The organism is Paenibacillus sp. FSL M7-0896, assembly GCF_037975415.1.
Lineage (GTDB): Bacteria > Bacillota > Bacilli > Paenibacillales > Paenibacillaceae > Paenibacillus_AQ > Paenibacillus_AQ silagei.
The window spans coordinates 4,788,372-4,808,052 of record NZ_CP150250.1 but is presented as its reverse complement, the minus strand read 5'-3'; the positions used below and the strand labels follow the sequence as shown (position 1 = coordinate 4,808,052).

15 protein-coding genes are annotated in these 19,681 nt (G+C 53.9%); 10 read left to right on the top strand and 5 right to left on the bottom strand.

The window, feature by feature from the left end; genetic code table 11:
- Positions 1–73: 73 nt before the first annotated feature.
- The 5 genes from MKY12_RS20865 to MKY12_RS20845 all read left to right on the top strand — a co-directional run bounded on the left by MKY12_RS20865 (position 74) and on the right by MKY12_RS20845 (position 6,025).
- Complete coding sequence (locus tag MKY12_RS20865) at positions 74–2,146, top strand: hypothetical protein (protein WP_339310603.1); 2,073 nt, start codon at positions 74–76, stop codon at positions 2,144–2,146.
- A 6-nt stretch (positions 2,147–2,152) separates the two neighbouring features.
- Positions 2,153–2,626 carry a hypothetical protein gene (locus MKY12_RS20860; protein WP_339310601.1) on the top strand — a complete coding sequence of 158 codons (474 nt, stop codon included), beginning with the start codon at positions 2,153–2,155 and terminating at the stop codon, positions 2,624–2,626.
- Between the two features lie 423 nt (positions 2,627–3,049).
- The gene (locus MKY12_RS20855; protein WP_339310600.1) at positions 3,050–4,351 is read left to right on the top strand and encodes a Na+/H+ antiporter NhaC family protein; all 1,302 of its coding nucleotides are present in this window, start codon (positions 3,050–3,052) and stop codon (positions 4,349–4,351) included.
- A gap of 27 nt (positions 4,352–4,378) precedes the next feature.
- Positions 4,379–5,524, top strand: coding sequence for a glycerate kinase (locus MKY12_RS20850; protein ID WP_339310598.1), 1,146 nt, complete (start codon positions 4,379–4,381; stop codon positions 5,522–5,524).
- A gap of 231 nt (positions 5,525–5,755) precedes the next feature.
- Positions 5,756–6,025: a hypothetical protein gene (locus tag MKY12_RS20845; RefSeq protein WP_339310597.1), complete on the top strand. Its 270-nt coding sequence runs from the start codon at positions 5,756–5,758 to the stop codon at positions 6,023–6,025.
- Here MKY12_RS20845 and MKY12_RS20840 read toward each other — a convergent pair.
- Together MKY12_RS20840 and MKY12_RS20835 are read right to left on the bottom strand one after the other, a co-directional pair.
- Entirely contained in the window at positions 5,994–7,022 is a 1,029-nt protein-coding gene (locus MKY12_RS20840; RefSeq protein WP_339310595.1) for a sugar diacid recognition domain-containing protein, read from the bottom strand. The genes MKY12_RS20845 and MKY12_RS20840 overlap by 32 nt on opposite strands.
- 300 nt (positions 7,023–7,322) lie before the next feature.
- Positions 7,323–8,237: a dihydrodipicolinate synthase family protein gene (locus tag MKY12_RS20835; protein WP_339310594.1), complete on the bottom strand. Its 915-nt coding sequence runs from the start codon at positions 8,235–8,237 to the stop codon at positions 7,323–7,325.
- A 96-nt stretch (positions 8,238–8,333) separates the two neighbouring features.
- On the opposite strand from MKY12_RS20835, the gene MKY12_RS20830 reads away from it, so the two are divergent.
- The 4 genes from MKY12_RS20830 to MKY12_RS20815 all read left to right on the top strand — a co-directional run bounded on the left by MKY12_RS20830 (position 8,334) and on the right by MKY12_RS20815 (position 14,455).
- On the top strand, positions 8,334–9,092 hold the full coding sequence (locus MKY12_RS20830) for an IclR family transcriptional regulator (protein ID WP_339310592.1): 759 nt from the start codon (positions 8,334–8,336) through the stop codon (positions 9,090–9,092).
- A 65-nt stretch (positions 9,093–9,157) separates the two neighbouring features.
- A complete protein-coding gene (locus MKY12_RS20825; protein ID WP_339257559.1) occupies positions 9,158–11,113 on the top strand; it encodes a YjhG/YagF family D-xylonate dehydratase in 1,956 nt (651 codons plus the stop codon).
- Positions 11,110–12,693: a glycoside hydrolase family 43 protein gene (locus tag MKY12_RS20820; protein WP_339249711.1), complete on the top strand. Its 1,584-nt coding sequence runs from the start codon at positions 11,110–11,112 to the stop codon at positions 12,691–12,693. The genes MKY12_RS20825 and MKY12_RS20820 overlap by 4 nt, the downstream gene beginning before the upstream one ends.
- Before the next feature lie 439 nt (positions 12,694–13,132).
- Positions 13,133–14,455, top strand: a complete 1,323-nt coding sequence (locus tag MKY12_RS20815; protein ID WP_339249709.1) for an IS4 family transposase — start codon at positions 13,133–13,135, stop codon at positions 14,453–14,455.
- A gap of 439 nt (positions 14,456–14,894) precedes the next feature.
- On the opposite strand, the gene MKY12_RS20810 is transcribed toward MKY12_RS20815, so the two are convergent.
- Together MKY12_RS20810 and uxuA are read right to left on the bottom strand one after the other, a co-directional pair.
- Positions 14,895–16,511, bottom strand: coding sequence for a mannitol dehydrogenase family protein (locus tag MKY12_RS20810; protein WP_339249707.1), 1,617 nt, complete (start codon positions 16,509–16,511; stop codon positions 14,895–14,897).
- A complete protein-coding gene (gene uxuA / locus MKY12_RS20805; protein WP_339310590.1) occupies positions 16,511–17,587 on the bottom strand; it encodes a mannonate dehydratase in 1,077 nt (358 codons plus the stop codon). The genes MKY12_RS20810 and uxuA overlap by 1 nt, the downstream gene beginning before the upstream one ends.
- Before the next feature lie 227 nt (positions 17,588–17,814).
- Between uxuA and MKY12_RS20800 the strand changes: the two genes are divergently transcribed.
- Positions 17,815–18,468 (top strand): GntR family transcriptional regulator, encoded by a 654-nt coding sequence (locus MKY12_RS20800; RefSeq protein WP_036731680.1) that lies wholly within the window; start codon positions 17,815–17,817, stop codon positions 18,466–18,468.
- Positions 18,469–18,675: 207 nt separating this feature from the next.
- Here the strand turns inward: MKY12_RS20800 and MKY12_RS20795 are convergent, their stop codons facing one another.
- Complete coding sequence (locus MKY12_RS20795) at positions 18,676–19,581, bottom strand: AraC family transcriptional regulator (RefSeq protein ID WP_339249701.1); 906 nt, start codon at positions 19,579–19,581, stop codon at positions 18,676–18,678.
- Positions 19,582–19,681: the final 100 nt, after the last annotated feature.

Genomic DNA, 19,681 nt, shown 5'->3' with positions numbered 1-19,681 from the left:
TTGCAAGTCCATGATTCTATGAATTTGTGTACATAACATACAGGTAAGTATGGTGTACGACGGGAGGGTGAAGATGGCATCAACAAAGCTAGTATTTAACGAAGATGAAGTCAGGCGCCTGCAAACGAAGATCGGCCAAGTGAGTCAGGACACCAATCGGCTATATCTTCAATTGAAGGGCCAGTCCAGCGGCTGGGGCGGGATTCCGATGGGCGATCATATGATCAAGGCCCAGGTCCTGATCAATGAATTAACCGTAGAAGCGGAGAAATTAGAGGATATTATCCGGGTCGCCCTGAGAGGCGTCTCGGACTTGCAGGAAGAGAATAAGCGGCAGGCGGACAAGCTGGCGGGGCAGTTTAGTCTTTTGCTCGCAGCCTTCGGCAGCTTCGGGCTGCAATTAGCCACAGGACGGTTCTCCATCCCCGAATCCGTGCAGCGAAGTGCGACGAATCTCATCACTTCCATTGCCGCTCTTTCGGGAAAAGATGAGCTGAGCAGGGACCCCGTGGTGCAGCAGCTCAGGAATGTTATTCAAACCTCCGGCCTCTTGACCGTAGAAAGTATCGCTGCACAAAGTAAGCTGAACGATATCTTCGCGGCGCGGAATCAGATCGCCAAGGCCCAGATGGCCTTCAAAGTGTATCAGGCGTTCGGCAATCAAGCCCAGATGGAGGCTGTCCACGCGCAGGCCGAAGAAGCCCGGCAGAAGCTGGTTTCTCTAGGCGTAGCCAAGATCTACTATGAATCCGGCAAGGATCTAAGCGCCCACTACAGACAACCAGCGGTTACAGCCTGCGAGTATGATCCGTCCATTACGGCGGACAAGGTCCCCTTACTACATAACGAAGAATATCTGTTGCTGCTGCGGCTGGCGATGGAGAAGACTGCCGCCGGAGCGTATGCGCGGGGTCAGCTTGCAGCCAAGCGGCAGGAAATTCAGATCGCAGCGGCTCTTAAGCAGGTTCAGGAGCAGATCGAAGCGGAGCGGCGGTTGAACGGGCCGCCGCTTACGCTGCCGGACGGCACGCCAATTACCGCAGACAACAAGGAAAATGAGACCACCTGGGACTTTTATCAGGCGAAAGTCTATGTGCCGAATGAATATCTCACCCCCATGTACACCAGTTATCTGGGGTGGCTGGATAAGACGTACGGCCTCACGAAATGGGAGAGCAAGGTCCGTCAGTCGGGAGATGTAGTGCTGGCTTTTACCGAAGGCTTGGTGAAAGAGGTCGTCATGGGCGTGGCGGATACGGCAACCTTTGCCTTCAAGCTAGTGGTAGACCCGGTCAAAACCACCACAGAAATAAAGCAGCAAGCTCAATATCTCATGGAGCATCCGGAAGTACTGGTGGAAGCGGCAAAGATGGCGTATCATCAGTTTGACGAAGGTACACCCGAAGAGAAGGCGAAAATGCTGGGCTCGGTCGCGTCGATTCTGGTCCCCGGATTCCAGGTCACCAAAGCAGGCAAAGTGGGGAAAGTGTTGGGTGAGGTAGAAGACGCCGTCAGCCAAGCGGCGAAGGATGCCCTGCAAGGGATTAAGCAAAAGCTCCCGGATCTGGGACGGGCAGTGCAGACGCCGGAAGGGTTTATTTTCAAGATAGGAGAGATTCCCGATACTCCAGCCTTGCCGAAGACACCGGTGCAGCAGCGGTATATGGATGGGTTGGAGGATGGGGCGGGGAAGGTTAAACTGACTGAGCCTTCTTTGCCGGCAGGCGGAAAACCTAAAGGGAATTATACTAAAGGTGATTCACATGGTCTTAAGAAAGAGCACGAAACTGCAGATAACTTTGCAGAACAGGGATATGATATTGAAATTCTAGATGAAGTGAATGGTGGAAATGGATATGGAGTTAAAGAATCATCAAATCCAGATTATTTAATTGAAGGTGAAGTGTTTGATTGTTACGCACCAACAATGGATACAAATGTGGACAATATTTTAAGAAATATTAGAACAAAGACAAAATCACAGGCAGAGAGAATTGTACTTAATCTAGATGGGTTCACTTCAGAAAAAATAACTGAGATCACTGGGAAAATTATAAGGAAAGCTAATCCAAACGGAGATCTGAAAAACTTGCAAGAGTTATTAATTATTGTTGACGGGAAAATCACGCGGATATATGGGGGATAGATATGCATGAACTTTGAATTGTTTTTAGAATCTGATTTGAATGTTGAATCATTGTCAGAAGTTATTAGAGAAATAATATGTACAGATTTAAACGAAGAGGTGTCAGTTCACAATGATGAAGAAGAAATAGTTATTGGAACTGAATACTTTGCTTTAGCTCTTGAACTAGTGGATATTTCTGATATTAATTTTGTAAGAAATCATTATCAAATAGATGTGAATATTTGCATTAGAGTTCAATTATTTGGAAACACCCTTGATCAAGGATTAGAAATTTTGCTTAAGTTTATAGGGAAGATATTAAAACAGTATGTTGGGAACCTCTTGTTTCTAGAAGATGGTTCAGATCAACTTATTAGAAAACAGAATGGTCAGTTAATTATCAATAGCGATTTGAATCAATACCAGGTAAAGTATTTAACCCCGAGCCTGCTTAATTTACTTGATCATTCTTATGTCAAAGAAAAATTGACGAAATAGGTGTATCAAGTCAACTACGGTCCTTTAGCCATAGTTGGCTTTTTTTTGTCCCTCCCTATACGCAATATACCAAAAATCCTGCAACCCTGACTGAACTTTGAAGCCTTATGATGAGGGAAGTAATGAAATATAATGATGATATTAGGACAGTTGGAGGAGAAGAGGGCAGGAGATGGCCAGCACCAGGAGCTCGGCAGGGAAGTTGAAAAGTGGGTTTGCTGACTTCTATCAGATACGGTTGACGACATCATTAAAGAGAACCGTTCGTATTTCTTTGCAGAGCACCTATTCCAAAATTGAGATATACCCCCTATTCCGTTGGTCACTTGCACAATGCATTTCGTCCGTTCATCAATATTCTTTTCCTCCCCCCAGACCTTATAATGAGAGCGTGTTCAACAAGTTGTTAGGGGGATATTTGAAATGGAAGGATTAATCATTGGTTGGTATGGAGCGCTCGCAGGACTGGCAATTGCCATTATTCTGATCCTTAGAAAATTAAATCCGGTCTACGCTCTGTTCCTGGGTGCCATTGTAGGGGCGCTGATCGGCGGAGCCAATCTCGAACAGACCGTAAGTGTTCTTGTAAGCGGTACACAAAGTGTGATGGGCACAGTGCTGCGGGTGCTGGCCGCCGGTGTGCTCGCTGGTGTGATGATGGAGTCGGGTGCGGCTGAAGCCATAGCCCAGGCTATTGTCCGAAAGTTCGGCGGAAGCAAGGCCATTCTGGCCCTCGCGCTGGCAACTATGGTCATTACGGCAATGGGCGTATTCATCCCGGTAGCGGTGCTGATTGTGGCTCCGATTGCTTTAACCGTAGGCAACAAAATGGAGATCTCGAAGCTGGCGCTGCTGCTGGCCTTGTCGGGCGGGGGGAAGGCAGGTAACATTATTTCACCGAATCCGAATACGATTGCTGCTGCGCGCGGCTTTGATCTTGATCTCAGCAATGTTATGCTCGCAGGCGTAATCCCGGCAATCTGCGGATTAATTGTAACCGTTATCTTAGCCACCCTGCTGAAGAAAAAAGGCGTCATGGTTACCACGGCAGAAGCTGCGAACGGTGCGGACAACGCGAATACGGCCGCTTACCCGCCGCTTAGCAGAGCTATTGTGGCTCCGCTCGTGGCCATCGTCCTGCTCATGATTAACCCGATCGGCTCCATCTCCGGGATCGAAGCGTTGACCAAGCTTAAGGTGGATGCGCTATACATTCTGCCGCTGGCGGGGATTATCGGGATGCTGGCGATGGGGCAAGGCAACAAGGTACTGCAATATACATCCTCCGGCCTTAGCAAAATGACTGCAACCGTCCTGATCCTGATCGGAGCAGGCGGTATCGCCGGTCTGATCTCCGCTTCCGATCTGTCCGCCCAGGTGGTGCATCTGATTGAGCTGTCCGGGATTTCCGGGACGTTCCTGGCACCGATCTCCGGGATACTGATGGCTGCGGCTACCGCCTCAACATCCACGGGTGTTATTGTCGCTACCGGCTCCTTCGGACAGGCCATTCTGAATATGGGCACGGCTCCGCTGGCTGCAGCTGTAATGGTTCATACCGGAGCTACGGTGATCGACTCGCTGCCGCAGGGCACTTACTTCCATGTTACGGCGGACAGTATGAAAATGTCGATCAAGCAACGTATGGGGCTCATCCCGTATGAGGCCATAGTTGGCGGCACGATGACGATTGTGGCTACGCTGGTTTACGGATTTTTACTCTAAGATCAATATTGTAGATGAGGTGTGGAAATGAGAGAGAGAACCTTTGTACTGGCGCCGGATTCCTTCAAGGAGAGCATGACCGCGAAAGAAGTATGTACAGCGATGGAGGCCGGACTCCGCAAAATATACCCTGAAGCAACCTACATCCATGTTCCGATGGCGGACGGCGGGGAGGGGACCGTACAATCCCTTGTCGACGCATCCGGCGGAGAGATTCATTATCTGGAAGTTGCAGGACCGCTGGGACAGCCGGTGACGGCACAATTCGGCATTCTCGGCGACGGCCAGACGGCGGCAATCGAGATGGCTTCGGCCAGCGGCATTCAGCTAGTGGACAAGGCGGAGCGGAATCCGCTGATCACCACCACCTACGGCACGGGCGAGCTGATTCTGGAATGTCTGAACCGTGGTATCCGCAAAATCATCATCGGCATCGGCGGCAGCGCCACCAATGACGGTGGTGCCGGAATGGCCGAAGCGCTTGGCGCCCGATTCCTGGATGAAGCGGGGGACTTACTTCCGCGCGGCGGCGGCAGCCTGGGACGGCTGGCGAGTGTAGATGTTAGCGGGCTAGATGCGAGACTGCAGCAGGTTCAGCTCATTGTTGCCTGTGATGTGACTAATCCGCTCTGCGGGGAGCAGGGGGCTTCAGCCGTATTCGGTCCGCAAAAAGGGGCCACGCCCGACATGGTGCAGCAGCTTGACGCCAATCTGGCCCATTATGCGGCGGTGGTGAAGCAGCAGCTTCACAAGGATGTCCGCGACCTTCCCGGAGCCGGTGCAGCGGGGGGATTGGGCGCGGGTCTGATGATCTTTACGCAGGCCACGCTGCAGAAGGGAATCGAGATCGTGATTGAATACACAGGGCTTCAGCAGAAGCTGGAGCAGGCGGACTTCGTCTTCACCGGAGAAGGCGGGATTGACTTCCAGACCAAATTCGGCAAAACGCCGTACGGCGTAGCCCGCACCGCCAAAGCCAGCGGCAAAAAAGTCATCGCCCTGGCCGGTTATATCGGCGAGGGAATCGAGACGCTCTACGCCGAAGGGATCGACGCCGTCTTCGGCATCGTCCCCGGCGCTTCGAGCCTGGAGAAGCTGCTGGCTGACGGCCCCGCCAATGTCGAGCGGACCTGCGAGAATATCGCCAGGCTGCTGAAGCTTAGCGGGCAGTAAGATTAGTTAAGTGAATGGAGCAGCGGAGTTTAATGTAGCGGAACCTAGTGAATAGCAGAGGTAAGTGAATATTGGAATGTAGCTAATAGTTGCGTTGCATAGATTTGCCCCGGTGGATATGATCCTCCGGGGCAATTGCTTTTATTGACGGGGTACCGCAACCTTACTCCCATGTAAGAAGTGGAAAAAGGCCATTTAATTTCTCTGAAATCTTATACTTGAGGATTTTAGATGGAAAAAGTACAACTGCTTAGCCGGAAACCAGCTTTTGGCGGGAGCTGGGCTGAATTAAATGCCCTTTTTCCAATTAAATTCCTTAGTGTACAAATCAGCCGGAAATTAGATGTACTTAATCCACCTATGATCGTGCTGAAATTTCAACTATATGAGATGTGGCCGGAAGTCCAAATGTTCACCGCAGCGACGACCAGGCTTTGGGTTCTAATCGCAAGTGCTTCTTTTATAGTATCTATTTATACAGCGCCAGCAGCTCATGCGTAAGCTCGAAGAGCTGCAGCAGGTTCCTCGGGTCCTTGCCGGTGATGCTCTCGATCCGCTTTAGGCGGTATTGCAGCGTATTGCGGTGGATGTTCAACTGCTCAGCCGTCTGCGAGACGCTGCAATTGTGATTGATGAAGCTGCGGAGCGTCTCCAGCAGATCGGCGGTATCCTCCAGCTTGATCACCGTGCCGGGCTTGTCTGACAGCTTCGCCTGACTGAGCTTCACCAGGAATTCCGCATCCTCGTAGCGGATCGATTGCGCAGCAGGGCGGAGCGCCAGAAGAACGCCGAGAGCAGCTTTGGCTTGGCGGTAGCCCTCCGCGATGCTGGTCTCCAGCCGGCTTGAGGCCAGCAGGAGCTGCGGCTGATTATGCATCAGCTCCCCGATCAGTCGGCTGCAGTCCGGCCGGTTCTGGACTAGGATTACCCATGTATCCCCGTCGAGCTGGAAGGACGGGTGAAGGAACAGAAGCTTCGCCTCATCCAGCTCCGGCTGCACATGCTTGAGATAGAGCACGGTGGTCTTCAGCAGAAGATCGATCTGATAGGCTGCGGCTTCTTTTCGCAGTTTCTGGGAATATGCTCCCTGATGGTCAAGGAGCATCTCCAGCAGAGCCTTCTTGCGACTGGCTTCGCTGGCCAGATGCTCGAGCGTGTTTCTTTGTTCAATGAGCAGCGATACCGTGGTTCTTACGATATTGCAGAAGGGCCGGACCTCTTCCGGGCTGCCGGAGATTCCGATTACACCTACGCGGGTATTGCCGATGACAATCGGTTCGTTGGTGCCCTTTTTCTCATATCGCCCGTCCTCCATGACTTCGACCCTCTGCCCGGTGGACAGCGCCTCGACAGCCCCCTGATGAACGGTGCCGACCCTTGCCTTATGTCCGCTGCCGATGATGATCCCCTCATGATTCATGATGTTGATGTTATAAGGGATGTCCATCATCATCTTGTCTACAATCTCCTGCGCCTGTTTCTCCGATAGCTGAAACAACCGGAACGCCCTCCTCGTCTTGAGCGGGTAACCGCCAATATTGCCTTTACTTCACTCATTGTGCATCTGAACAAAATTATAGACCAACCTTCACCGCGAAGAAAGGAGGAACCTCACTAAGAGCCTTGCAAGGAGCCTCATAGGCACCTTACAAGGAACCGTGCACAAGAAGCAGCCGCACTAGGAAAAGCACAAAGCACCGCCCAGTACCAAAAAAAGCCAGCCCCAATACGGGCTGACCTTAATAGAAGGGGTGATTGTGAAAAATAAGAATGGATGAGTATGAGCTATAAATTTCGCTTACCCTTGGGCAATACCCGCCCGGCTGAAAATCAGCTTCAGCTTCTCTTCATGCTCCGCACTCCATATACCAGGCGAAGCCAGACTGAAGGTGGATACCGGTACGCCGGACAAGCGGACGGCTTCCTTGATCGAAGCGATGAACGGGTCATCGATGGCATACAGCGCCGGAATCTCAATCAGCCGCTGCTGGAAGGACAGCACTCCGGCTAAGTCCCCCTGCTTGAAGCTGTCATACACGCCGAGCATCAGCTCTGGAGCGAAGTTCGCACTGGCAGCGATCGCCCCGTCTCCTCCGGCAGCCAGCGTGGGCAGCAAATATTCGTCGAAGCCGCAAAAGACGGAGAAGTCCGGACTAACCGCCTTAACCTGCATGATCATCTGGCGGATATGGCTAAGCTGATCCACGGTATCCTTAATGCCGAGTACATTCGGATAATGTGCGGCCAGACGGGCCACGAAGGCCGGAGTCAGATCCTGGCCGGTCATGGCTGGGAAGTTGTACAGCATGAGCGGTACATCGACCGCTTCCAGCACAGCGGCATAATGGGCGAACAGGGCGTCCCCGCTCAGCTTGTAGTAATACGGATTCATAATGACGATGCCGGTAGCTCCATGCTCAGCGGCATGCCGGGAGAGCCGGAGGGTCTCAGCAACGGTATTGCTGCCGGTGCCGATCCAGGCCGGAAGACGGCCATTCGTATACTCCAGGCATAGCTCTGCGATCTCCTCACGCTGCTCTGCGGTGAACAGGGTGAATTCTCCGGCCGTTCCAAGGAAGAACAGACCGTGAACCCCTTTGGCGATCAGGCTGTCGATCAGCAGCTTCATTCCGTCACGGTCGAATTTTCCGGTGGAATCCAGAATGGTCGGAACGGGAGGAATGACACCTGCATTCGGGTGGCTAAGTTTCATTTTATTTTTGCCTCCTGGTTTGGTATTATAAACATATGATTATTATAGTGAACTTGGAAGGCTTAATCAATGGATTTATGAGAGGGGAATGAAGGTGTGGACCAGAAGTACTGGGTTCCGGCATTGGAACGGGCTGATCTGATTCTTAAGGCCATCTCAAGACAGACCGGAGCGCTCAAAATGACAGATCTCTGCGAGGAGACCGGCATTAACAAAAGCTCGATGTTCTCGCTGCTGCGCACAATGGAGACTCTGCAGTGGGTGGTGAAGGATGCGGGCGAGAGGTATGTGCTTGGTGCCGGGATCTCCTATTATAATACCGTCTATAATGATTCGCTTAAGCAGAATATGAATCTGGTAGAGCGGTTTCTGGCAGAGTCGGTGCAGAGTGTCGCGGCGGTGGGGGAGACCTTTCAGCTGTCGGTGCTGGACCGCGATGAGATTATTTATTTGGCCAAGCAGGAGGGGCAATCCCTGGTAAGGCTGGAGTCCAGCCCCGGGATGCGGTTTCCGGCACATGCGACGGCGATGGGCAAGATGATGCTGGCGCTGCTGCCGGAGGGAGAGCTGGAACGGCGTTATTCCGGCAAAAGCTTATCCGCAGTCACCTCACATACGCTGACGGATTGGGCTGAATTCACAGCGGCCTTGGCCGATATTCGCAGAACTGGCTATGCCATGGACCGCGAAGAGATTATCCAGGGCATCAGCTGTGTGGCTGCACCGGTACTGGATGCCTCAGGCAAGGCTGTTGCCGCTGTCAGTACTTCGATGCTTCAGCATGCCTTCACCGCGAAGCAGGAAGCTGCGGTCCGGGAGGTAACCCTGCTTGCGGCGAAGCTCTCGTTGTCATAGACATCTGGGCACATTCATTCTGAGGGAGAGAAGGGATTCATATGAAATTGACCGTACAAGAGATTATGAAGGAAGACATCATTGAAGCTGTTCCGGTACATACCGCTGCGGAAGGGCCGGCAGGCCAACTGCCGATCACCGGGGAGGTGCTGCGGAATGCGCCGAGCGGGGAGATTTTTGGTATGACCCAGAATGCCGGCATGGGCTGGAATCCGCTGCTGCTGAACCGGCCCCAGTATCTGATTCTCGGAACGATGGGCGGCATCCGGCGTGAGGACGGTACTCCGCTGGCACTCGGATATCATACCGGTCACTGGGAGATCGGCGTGATGATGGAAGAGATTGCGGAGGAGCTTACCGCGAATGAGGGGATTCCGTTCGCCGGTTATGTCAGCGATCCCTGTGACGGCCGTTCCCAGGGAACCACAGGCATGTTCGATTCCCTGCCTTACCGCAATGATGCGGCCATCGTGCTGCGGCGGCTGATTCGTTCACTCCCTACCCGCAAGGGTGTGCTTGGCGTAGCTACCTGCGACAAAGGCCTGCCCGCCATGCTGCTGGCTCTTGCCGGTATGCATAAGCTGCCCGGAGTTATCGTCCCCGGCGGCGTAACCCTTCCGCCGGTGGAGGGGGAAGACGCAGGTAAGGTACAGAGCATCGGGGCACGGTACAGCAACGGAGAGTTGTCCCTCGAAGAAGCGGCGGATCTCGGCTGCCGGGCCTGCGCGACGCCGGGCGGCGGCTGTCAATTCCTCGGCACCGCCGCAACCGCACAGGTGATCGCAGAGGCGCTGGGCATGGCGCTGCCGCACTCGGCCCTGTCCCCATCGGGGCAGCCGATCTGGAAGAACATCGGCCGCCAGTCGGCCCGGGCCCTTCAGCATCTGGATCAGAACGGAATCGTCATGAGCGACATTCTGACAGATCAGTCGATCCAGAATGCGATGGTGCTGCACGCTGCCTTCGGCGGCTCCACGAATCTGCTGCTGCATCTGCCGGCCATCGCTCATGCCGCCGGGCTGAAGGTTCCGACCGTCGAGGACTGGAACCGGGTGAACCGGATGGTTCCGCGCCTCGTCAGCGTACTGCCGAATGGTCCGGTACCGCATCCGACCATCCGGGTGTTCCTGGCAGGGGGCGTTCCTGAGGTGATGCTCCATCTGCGCAAGCTGGGACTGATTGACGAGTCCGTGCTGACGGTGACCGGGCGGACACTGGGCGAGAATCTGGATTGGTGGGAGAGCTCAGAGCGCCGGACGGAGCTGCGCCAGCGGCTGCTGAAAGCGGACGGCGTAGACCCGGATTCTGTAATCATGAGCCCGGAAGAGGCCAAGCGCCAGGGCATGGCGTCCACCATGACGTTCCCGGTCGGGAATCTCTGCCCGGAAGGCGCAGTCATCAAATCGGCCGCGATCGATCCTGCCGTTCTGGACAGCGAGGGTGTCTATCGCCATACCGGACGAGTGAAGGTGTTCACCACAGAGAGAGCCGCCATCCGCAGTATCAAGCTGGGTATGGTTCATGCCGGGGATATTCTGGCCGTTATCGGCCGCGGACCGAGTGGAACGGGGATGGAGGAGACTTATCAGCTCACCTCGGCGCTCAAGCATCTGCCTTACGGCAAATATGTCACGCTGATCACGGATGCCCGCTTTTCCGGCGTATCCACCGGCGCCTGCATCGGCCACATGGGCCCTGAAGCGCTGGCTGGCGGCCCGCTCGGCAAGCTGCGCGATAATGACTGGGTGGAAGTGCGGATTGATACGGTGACTCTTGAAGGAAGCGTGAATCTGGTCGGTGAGGGAGATGAGCCGCTGACCAAGGAAGCGGGGACGCTGATTCTGGCTTCGCGGACGCCGCATCCGGGCCTGGCGGTAGACCCGGGTCTGCCGGAGGACACCCGGCTGTGGGCTGCTTTGCAGGCGGCCAGCGGCGGAACCTGGAAGGGCTGCATTTACGACACTGACAAAATCATTGCCTTACTGGAAGCAGGACGGCAAGCATTGGAGGAGAAACTATGAGCCGAAATCTGATTCATAATCCGATTCTGCGCGGATTTCATCCGGACCCGTCGATCTGCCGGGCTGGAGATGACTACTACATTGCTACTTCAACCTTTGAATGGTTCCCCGGCGTGCGGATTCATCATTCGCGCGATCTGGTGAACTGGCGGCCGCTTACGTATGCGCTGACCCGCAGCTCGCAGCTCAATATGGAAGGGGACCCCGATTCCGGCGGAATATGGGCGCCCTGCCTCACGTACGATAATGGACTCTTTTATCTAATCTATACCGATGTCAAAAGCCGCCAGGGTGCCTTCAAGGATACACCTAACTATCTGGTGACTGCGGAGAATATCGAAGGCCCCTGGTCAGAGCCTGTGTACCTGAACAGCAGCGGCTTCGACCCTTCGCTGTTCCATGATGAAGACGGGCGCAAATGGCTGGTCAATATGCTGTGGGATCACCGCACTGGCCGCAACAGCTTCGCCGGTATTGTGCTCCAGGAATATTCGGTGGAAGAGCAGCGCCTGGTCGGACCGGTTACTCCGATCTATAAGGGAACGGAGCTGGCCCTAACCGAAGGCCCGCATCTGTACCGCAAGGACGGCTGGTATTATCTGATTACCGCAGAGGGCGGTACGCAGTATAACCATGCGGTGACTGTAGCCCGCGCTAAGCAGATTGAAGGTCCTTACGAGACCGCTCCGGTTAATCCGCTGCTGACCTCTGCCGGCCACCCCGAGCTTGCGCTGCAAAAAGCAGGCCATGCCAGCCTGGTCGAGACGCAGACCGGCGAATGGTACATGGTCCATCTGTGCGGCCGTCCTGTGAAGGACAACTACTGCAACCTCGGCCGGGAGACGGCGATTCAGCAGGTTGAATTTACAGCAGACGGCTGGCTGGCCTTGTCCGGGGGCGGCAATACCCCGGCGCTGACGGTGGAGGGCCCGGATCTTCCGGCGCATCCTTTTGCGCCAGCGGCTCCGCGTGACGACTTCGAGGCTCCGCAGCTGGATGTCCGCTGGAGCACCCTGCGGGTGCCTGCGGATGAATCCTGGCTCTCGCTTCAGGAGCGTCCCGGCTATCTGCGCCTGAAGGGCAGGGAGTCGATGAGCTCCATGCACCGCCAGAGCTTGGTCGCCATGCGTCAGCAGGCCTTCCGCTGCAGCGCCGAGACCTCGGTCGACTTTGAGCCGGAGCATTTCCAGCAGATGGCCGGCCTGATCGTCTATTACGACACGAAGGATTACCTCTATCTGCGGATCACGCACGATGAAGTCCTTGGTCGAACCCTGGGACTCATCCGCTCCAAGGACGGGGTCTATGAAGACACCCTGACACCTGAGATTCTGTTGCCTGCCGGAGTAAGCGTGTCGCTTAAGGTCATCATCGACGGCGAGTTCGCCCAGTTCTATTACAAGGTTAGCGAATCCACTTGGGAGCAGATCGGCCCGGCCCTGGAAATCTATCATCTGTCCGATGACTTCCCGGCCTATATCCGTTTTACCGGAACTTTCATCGGTATATGCGCCCAGGACCTCAGCGGCACGCTGCATCCGGCGGATTTTGATTACTTCGAGTATCTGGAGCAGGAGTAGGGCGGCCTATAGCTGTAGCTTCGAAAATAATGCTCCCATGAGGCTAAGGCTGAAGGGGAAACTAGCATAACTGAAAAGGAAAAACCCCTTTTAATTCGCCAAAAGTGAGCGTGAGGAGGAAATGAGAGGGATAAATCGCTTTGATTACTCAGATGCGCGCCAATTGAGCGAATGAAGAGCACAAGTGCCCCTGAATCCCTGGAAAGTTGGCTAATCTAGCAAATGAAGAGCACAAGTGCCCCTGAATCCCGGAAAAGTTGGCTAATCTAGCAAATGAGGAGCACAAGTGCCAATGTCATTAAGTTAAGATATAGAGCCAAAACAAGAAAAAGGCAGGTTATCGAAAAGATAGCCTGCTCTTTTTTTGCACAAAAAAAATCTTGACAATCCGTAGAAAACGTGTGGCGAAGCCCCTTGAAAAAACGAGGAGGTTACGCCAATGAATGCTTATGCAAATTCGCTGAAAGACAGACTGACTTCTCTTATCCGAGAGATGGCGGCTGCCCCCGCGCCTTACGTCAGAAACCCGGGAAAGGATTTTACCCGAACGAAAAAACTACCCTTTGAAACGGTTATGCAAACCCTGATCTTTATGGGCGGCAATAGCCTCTATAAGGAACTGTTGGAATCGCAGGGCTATGACGTTAACACCGCAACTTCTTCTGCTTTTGTTCAGCAAAGAAATAAAATTTTGCCGTCTGCGGTCGAATCTTTGTTTCACACCTTTACCGCGTCCCATACGGAATTCAAGGATTATCGAGGCTATCGATTATTGGCCATTGACGGTTCCGATCTGCATATTGCAACAGATCCTGCGGACCCGTTGACCTATTCTCAAAGTCAGCCCCACTCGAAAGGCTTTAACCTTCTGCACTTGAACGCTGCTTATGACCTCTGTAACCGGCTTTATGTGGATGCCATTGTTCAACCTCGAAAGTTCCGCAACGAAGGAAGGGCACTGGCCACAATGGTGGATCGCTCCCCCATTCAGGGTAACGTCCTTGTGACGGGGGATCGAGGATTTGAAAGCTATAATACGTTCGCACATCTGGAACGGAAAGGATGGAATTACGTCATACGCGTCAAGGATTTGCATTCGAATGGTATTCTTTCGGGTTTGCACTTGACCTTGGACGGAGCGTTTGATCAGGAGATTCACCTGACGCTGACTAAAAAACAAACAAAAGAGTTCAGGAATCGCCCCGAAATCTATAAAGTTCTTCCGGCTACCTCTAGCTTTGATTTTCTGGACATGCAAGAGAACTTGTTTTACCCCATTTCCTTTCGGGTGGTTCGTTTCCTCCTGCCCAGTGGCGATTATGAAACCGTCATTACCAATCTGTCTACTGCTGAATTCTCACCGGATGAACTCCGGGATCTGTATCATCTGCGATGGGGCATTGAGACCTCTTTCCGGGCTTTGAAATACACCATTGGTTTGACCCATTTTCACGCAAAAAAGCAAGAGTCCATTACCCAAGAGATATTCGCAAGAATGATCCTCTACAACTTCGCTGAAATGATTACCTCGCACGTAGTCATTTCCCAAAAGGATAAACGGCACCTCTACCAAGTCAACTTCACGGTAGCCGTTCACGTCTGTAGACATTTCCTGCGCTCCAAGGGCGATGGACCCCCGCCTGATGTGGAAGCTTTGATTCGCAAAAATATTTTGCCGATTCGTCTCACCCGTCCTGGGCAAAGGAATACACGCAGAATACGTAGCAAATCCGCCATTAGCTTCGTCTACAGAGTAGCATAATTCGGTTCGCATGAACATTTTTTTAAGTGGATCTTCCATCCGCTTTGTTTGCTATGCGCTTTTTTCCTTCCTTACACCAAAAACAAACGGCATAGGACGTTTCCCCATACCGTTTTGGATTCTCTTTATTAATTCCAAACTTATCTTTGAACTTATCTTAATGACATTGGCACAAGTGCCCCTGAATCCTCCGGAAGCGGGCAAAGTGAGTAAATGAAGAGCAGAGTGCCTCCGCTTCCACCGCCAGCGCGGGCCAACTTCCGCAGTCTAGTGTGATTTGGTGCAGCAGAAACGCAACACTCAGCTAAGCAGACCGGTTTATACATTATCACCCTGCCACCGACATCCTTACAACGCTCACCATACAAGAAAGGCTAGGCCCTCCTTTTTCAAGGAGAGCCTAGCCTTTCTACTTATGTTCGCGCACACCCGCCCACACTCAGGCTGTATACTTCTCCAGTGTAGCTCTTACCGCGCCCGGACCAGCCAGCATCTCGGTGAACATGCCCTCGATCGTCCCGCCGAGTCCGGCGGCGTACAGGTCCACGCCGAAGATGGCCTGGTCCTCCAGCACCGCGCGCACGCCAGCGGCCTTCGCAGCATCCGCGCCCAGCGTAATTCCTGCAAGCCGCGCTTGCAGCGATTCCAGCAGCGGATCGGAACTGAGTGTGAACGCAGCGCCTTCATCGTTCACGCCGAGCAGATAGCGGCACCAGGCGGCAATCGCTAGCGGTATAGCGGTCAACTCCCTAGGGTCGAGATCCCCGCGCAGGATATACGACTTGATCGTCTCGCCGAAGCGAATGCCGACCTTCTGTGAAGTATCCGTAGCAATCCGCTGCGGAGTGTCAGGGATGAACGGGTTGGCGAACCGTTCCTGCAGCACCTCGTCCAGGAATTGCTTCGGACTCAGGATGCCGGGATCAACCACAACCGGCAGGCCTTCCTTGTAGCCGATGGTCTCCACGAGCTTGCGAAGCGTGGCGTCCTTCATCTCATCGGCAATGAGCGTATAGCCGAGCAGACAGCCGGTTACCGCCAGCGCCGTATGCAGCGGGTTGAGGCAGGTGGTTACCTTCATCGTCTCCACGTTGTTAACCGTGTCGCGGTCCGTGAAGATAATACCGGCTTCTTCAAGCGCCGGACGTCCGTTCGTGAACTTATCCTCAATGACCAGATACTCGCTGATCTCCGCGTTAACGAAGGGAGCAGTGTACGTGTTCTTGGAGGTGACGATCACATCCATGCCGCCGATTCCCTGTTCCAGCAATGCTGCCTGGACGGATTCGGACGGGCGCGGGGTGATTTTGTCGATCATGGACAGCGGGAAGGTGATCTTCTGCTCATCCTCCAGGTAAGCCACGAACCCTTCCTCTACAAGACCTTTGGCGGCCCATTCCTTGGCGATAGTAACCATGCCGTTCTTCAGCTTGTCGCCGTTATGCGAGCAATTGTCCATGCTGACGAAGGTCATCGGGTACTGGCCCTTCAGGTAACGCTTGTAGGCGAAGGAAGCCACGATGCTCATGGCATGAACCGGATGCTCCGGCCCGCCGGCGATGTCCTTCTGCACAATGCCAAGGTACTGCCCATCAGGACCGGTCAGGGAATATCCCTTCTCTGTAATCGTGAAGCTCGCCATCTGCAGACTGGGATTCTCGAAAATCTCAGTCAGGCGGCTGTAGTCCGCTTCCCTCGTCTTATCTGCGGTGATGCCTTCGACAATGCTGCTGACGATCCGCTTCTGGAAGTCGCCGGCTGCATTCATCAGCACCAGCAGGGTCAGATTATCGTAAGGCTTATAGACCTTGTCAATCATCTCGAAGTCGAAGGTCTCGGCGGCGATGATGCCGGTATCGGCCTTGCCGCTGTCCAGCAGCTTCTGGTGCGCATTCGCCACGAAGCCTCTGAAAATATTCCCCGCCCCGAAGTGAACCCACTCCGGCTTCTCTAACGTATTCTGCGCTACCGCTGCGAAATCGAACTGCGGCAGCTCTACCCCTGCGGCTTCCCAGGCTTCCCGGTCCGCGATGCTGCTTCTGCTCAGACTCAGCATTACTTGGCCCCCTTGACATTCTCCAGGCTGTCCCATACGCCGAGCAGATACATGATGCCCATCGCTCTGTCGTAGAGGCCATACCCCGGACGGCAGTTCTTTTCCTCGCCCCAGAGATGTCTGCCATGGTCGGGACGCACATAACCGGTGAAGCCGCTCTCATGATACGCCTTAACAACCTCCGCAACATCTACGCTGCCATCACGGCCCCGGTGGGATACCTCAATGAAGTCGCCGTTCTCGAACACCTTCACATTACGGATATGGGCAAAATAAATCCGGTCGTGGAACTCGCGGATCATCGCTGGAAGATCATTCTCCGGGTTGGTGCCGAGAGAGCCGGTGCAGAAGGTCAGGCCGTTATACGGGCTGTCCACCATGTCCAGGAAGCGGCGGATCGTATCGCGGCTGCGGATAATGCGCGGCAGTCCGAAGATCGGCCAGGCCGGATCATCCGGGTGAATCGCCATGCGGATATCCACTTCTTCACACACCGGAATGATGCGCTCCAGGAAATATTTCAGGTTGTTGAACAGCTTATCTTCGGTAACGTCAGCATAGGCCGCGAACAGCTCATCCAGCTTGGCCAGCCGCTCCGGCTCCCAGCCAGGCATCGTGAATTGTCCGGCACCCTTCAGGATGCGGTCTACCATCTCGCGCGGATTATCAGTAATGGCAGCCTTTTCATAAAAGAGGGCGTTCGAGCCGTCCGGCAGCTCCTTGTACAGCTCGGTACGGGTCCAGTCGAACACCGGCATGAAGTTGTAGCAGATGACCTTGACGCCAACCTTGGCGAGCTTGCGGATCGTATCGATATAGATGTCAATGTATTTGTCGCGGGACGGCAGTCCGATTTTGATATCATCATGAACGTTGACGCTTTCAACAACTGCTGTGCTGAAGCCCTTGGCTGTAATCTGATCGGCAACCTTCTGGATGTCTTCCATCTCCCAGACCTCACCGGCCACCTTGTGGTGCAGTGACCAGACGATGCCCATAACGCCCGGGATTTGACGGATGTGGTCAAGAGTGATGTTGTCATTGCCCTCGCCGTACCATCTCCAAGTCATATTCATTGTCATTTTCCTCCTTAAGTAAGATAAGCATAAATACAAATGATAACCATTCGAAGCCTTGTGACAATTGACCTTACAGAACCAGCGTTACATGTGACATGATCTTGTATACAAGATAGGATTCGTAATGATCATAGAATATGCGTTCATCTTTGTCAATGAAATTCATATCCCTTTTCTATATAATGGGGGGAAGAACAATCCCGAACAGAAAGTTGGTCTATCCCATGACTTCCAAAAAAGAAATAATGGCCTACCTCAAGCAGGAGATTCTCTCCCTTGAGCTGAAGCCGGGGGCGATGATCAGTGAGACGGCTCTGTCCGAGCGCTTCCAGCTGTCGCGGACGCCGATCCGTGATGTGCTGAAGCAGCTGTCCCTGGAGCAATACGTCGATATTTATCCCAAAAAAGGCAATCTCGTATCCTTCATAGACCTGGAGTCCGTGGAACAGATTATCTACCTGCGCAATGTGCTGGAGAAGGAGATTATGAAATCGCTGGCCGGGAATATCCCGCTTAAAGGGCTGCATGAGCTGAGGGACAACCTTGCGCAGCAGCAGAAGTGTATTGAGCAGGCGGAGGGAGCAGAGGTGTTCCTGCAGCTTGATGACCAGTTCCACCGCACCATGTTCGGCCTGGCCGGGCGCGAATTCCTGTGGGGTGTGCTCCAGCAGTTCAATGTGCACTATATCCGCTACCGGAAGCTGCACATGCTGAAGGATGAGAAGCTGGCCGCCATCCGGCAGGAGCACCAGCAGCTGCTGGATTATATCGTGCAGGGGGACACCGCCGGGATCGACGAGCTGCTGCACCACCATCTGCGGGCGGATATCGACTCCAAGAACCTCCAGGAGCATTTCGCCACGTATATCAAAAAATAGGGCTGGCCTTCAGCAAGCCCCGCCCGCAATAGCGCAAAAAGCCCGCCCTCATCAACGATGAAGGCAGGCTTTTACTAAAAATATAAGAACTTATATGTTGCACACGATAACTTATCCTTCTATTTCTCGCTGAAACGGTACCGTCCTTTAAAAGGACGGCGAAGCCGCTTCTACTTGATATACAGCTGTACAGGCTCCGCGCTCTGCCTAGCTCCTGCCCTCGCGGTATTCCCGCGGCGACTGGCCGCTCCAGCGCTTGAACTGTCTGCTGAAATGGGCGATATCGCGGTAGCCGAGCAAGCCGGAGATCTGGCTGACGCTCAGGCTGTGGTCATCCAGCAGCACCTTGGCTTCATGCAGCATCTGCTCCGACAGGTAGACGCGGGGGGAGAGGCCGAATACCTGGCGGAAGACCCGGTAGCAGTGCGAGGGGCTGATCCCCAGCTCAGCGGCGATGTCGTCAACGCCATAATGGCTGTCATAGGGCACCTCGTGCTTGAACTGCTGATAGACCAGCCCCTGGAGACGGCTGCGGATCTGGTGGGCCAGCTCGATCCGCTCATAAGTGCCCGGGGAGGAATTGTCAGCCTCCAGGGAGAAGACCTCCCAGAGCTGGGCGAACAGCTCGAAGACGGCAGACTGCAGCCTCATGCGCTGGGAGATCGTGATGCTGCCGGAGCCGGAGGTGGAAATCTCCACCAGCCTGCTGAGGAGCGGTCCTAATCTGTGGGCAACATTGCTCTCTGAGGTGAATAATACATGATTCAACCGGCTGAGAAGTGAAATGAACAGCTTGTCATCAATATCGAAATGGATGCAGAAATAGGTGAAGGCCCCGCCGTTTCCGCTGCGGCTGGAGTGGATGTCGCCCGGCCTCAAGAGGACCAGATCCCCGGCGTGCTGAAGGTAGCTGTGGTTGTTGACGGTGAGCAGCTGCTCTCCTTCAAGCACATAATTGAATTCATATTGGGGATGGGCGTGCTGCGGATAATCCCATTCCCCGCTCACCTTGCGCAGATGCATGCCGAACAGGTTGAGCGTGGTTTTCACATCCGGGATGATAGTTTCACTAAGGCTTTGCCCCGGGACCGGCGGTTCAAAAGCTGCAACCAATAGGATCGCCCCCTGATACTTTGCGTTTTCATGATAGGGATGTTCAGGCTGTGTGCCTGTTTTATCCGAAATATAAGAGTTTATATGTTGCACACGATAA

Bases quoted from the DNA above. Each gene is read 5' to 3' on its own strand.
- MKY12_RS20865 (WP_339310603.1), top strand. From the start codon at position 74: ATGGCATCAACAAAGCTAGTATTTAACGAAGATGAAGTCAGGCGCCTG.
- MKY12_RS20860 (WP_339310601.1), top strand. From the start codon at position 2,153: ATGAACTTTGAATTGTTTTTAGAATCTGATTTGAATGTTGAATCATTG.
- MKY12_RS20855 (WP_339310600.1), top strand. From the start codon at position 3,050: ATGGAAGGATTAATCATTGGTTGGTATGGAGCGCTCGCAGGACTGGCA.
- MKY12_RS20850 (WP_339310598.1), top strand. From the start codon at position 4,379: ATGAGAGAGAGAACCTTTGTACTGGCGCCGGATTCCTTCAAGGAGAGC.
- MKY12_RS20845 (WP_339310597.1), top strand. From the start codon at position 5,756: ATGGAAAAAGTACAACTGCTTAGCCGGAAACCAGCTTTTGGCGGGAGC.
- MKY12_RS20835 (WP_339310594.1), bottom strand. From the start codon at position 8,237: ATGAAACTTAGCCACCCGAATGCAGGTGTCATTCCTCCCGTTCCGACC.
- MKY12_RS20825 (WP_339257559.1), top strand. From the start codon at position 9,158: ATGAAGGAAGACATCATTGAAGCTGTTCCGGTACATACCGCTGCGGAA.
- MKY12_RS20820 (WP_339249711.1), top strand. From the start codon at position 11,110: ATGAGCCGAAATCTGATTCATAATCCGATTCTGCGCGGATTTCATCCG.
- MKY12_RS20815 (WP_339249709.1), top strand. From the start codon at position 13,133: ATGAATGCTTATGCAAATTCGCTGAAAGACAGACTGACTTCTCTTATC.
- MKY12_RS20810 (WP_339249707.1), bottom strand. From the start codon at position 16,511: ATGCTGAGTCTGAGCAGAAGCAGCATCGCGGACCGGGAAGCCTGGGAA.
- uxuA (WP_339310590.1), bottom strand. From the start codon at position 17,587: ATGAATATGACTTGGAGATGGTACGGCGAGGGCAATGACAACATCACT.
- MKY12_RS20800 (WP_036731680.1), top strand. From the start codon at position 17,815: ATGACTTCCAAAAAAGAAATAATGGCCTACCTCAAGCAGGAGATTCTC.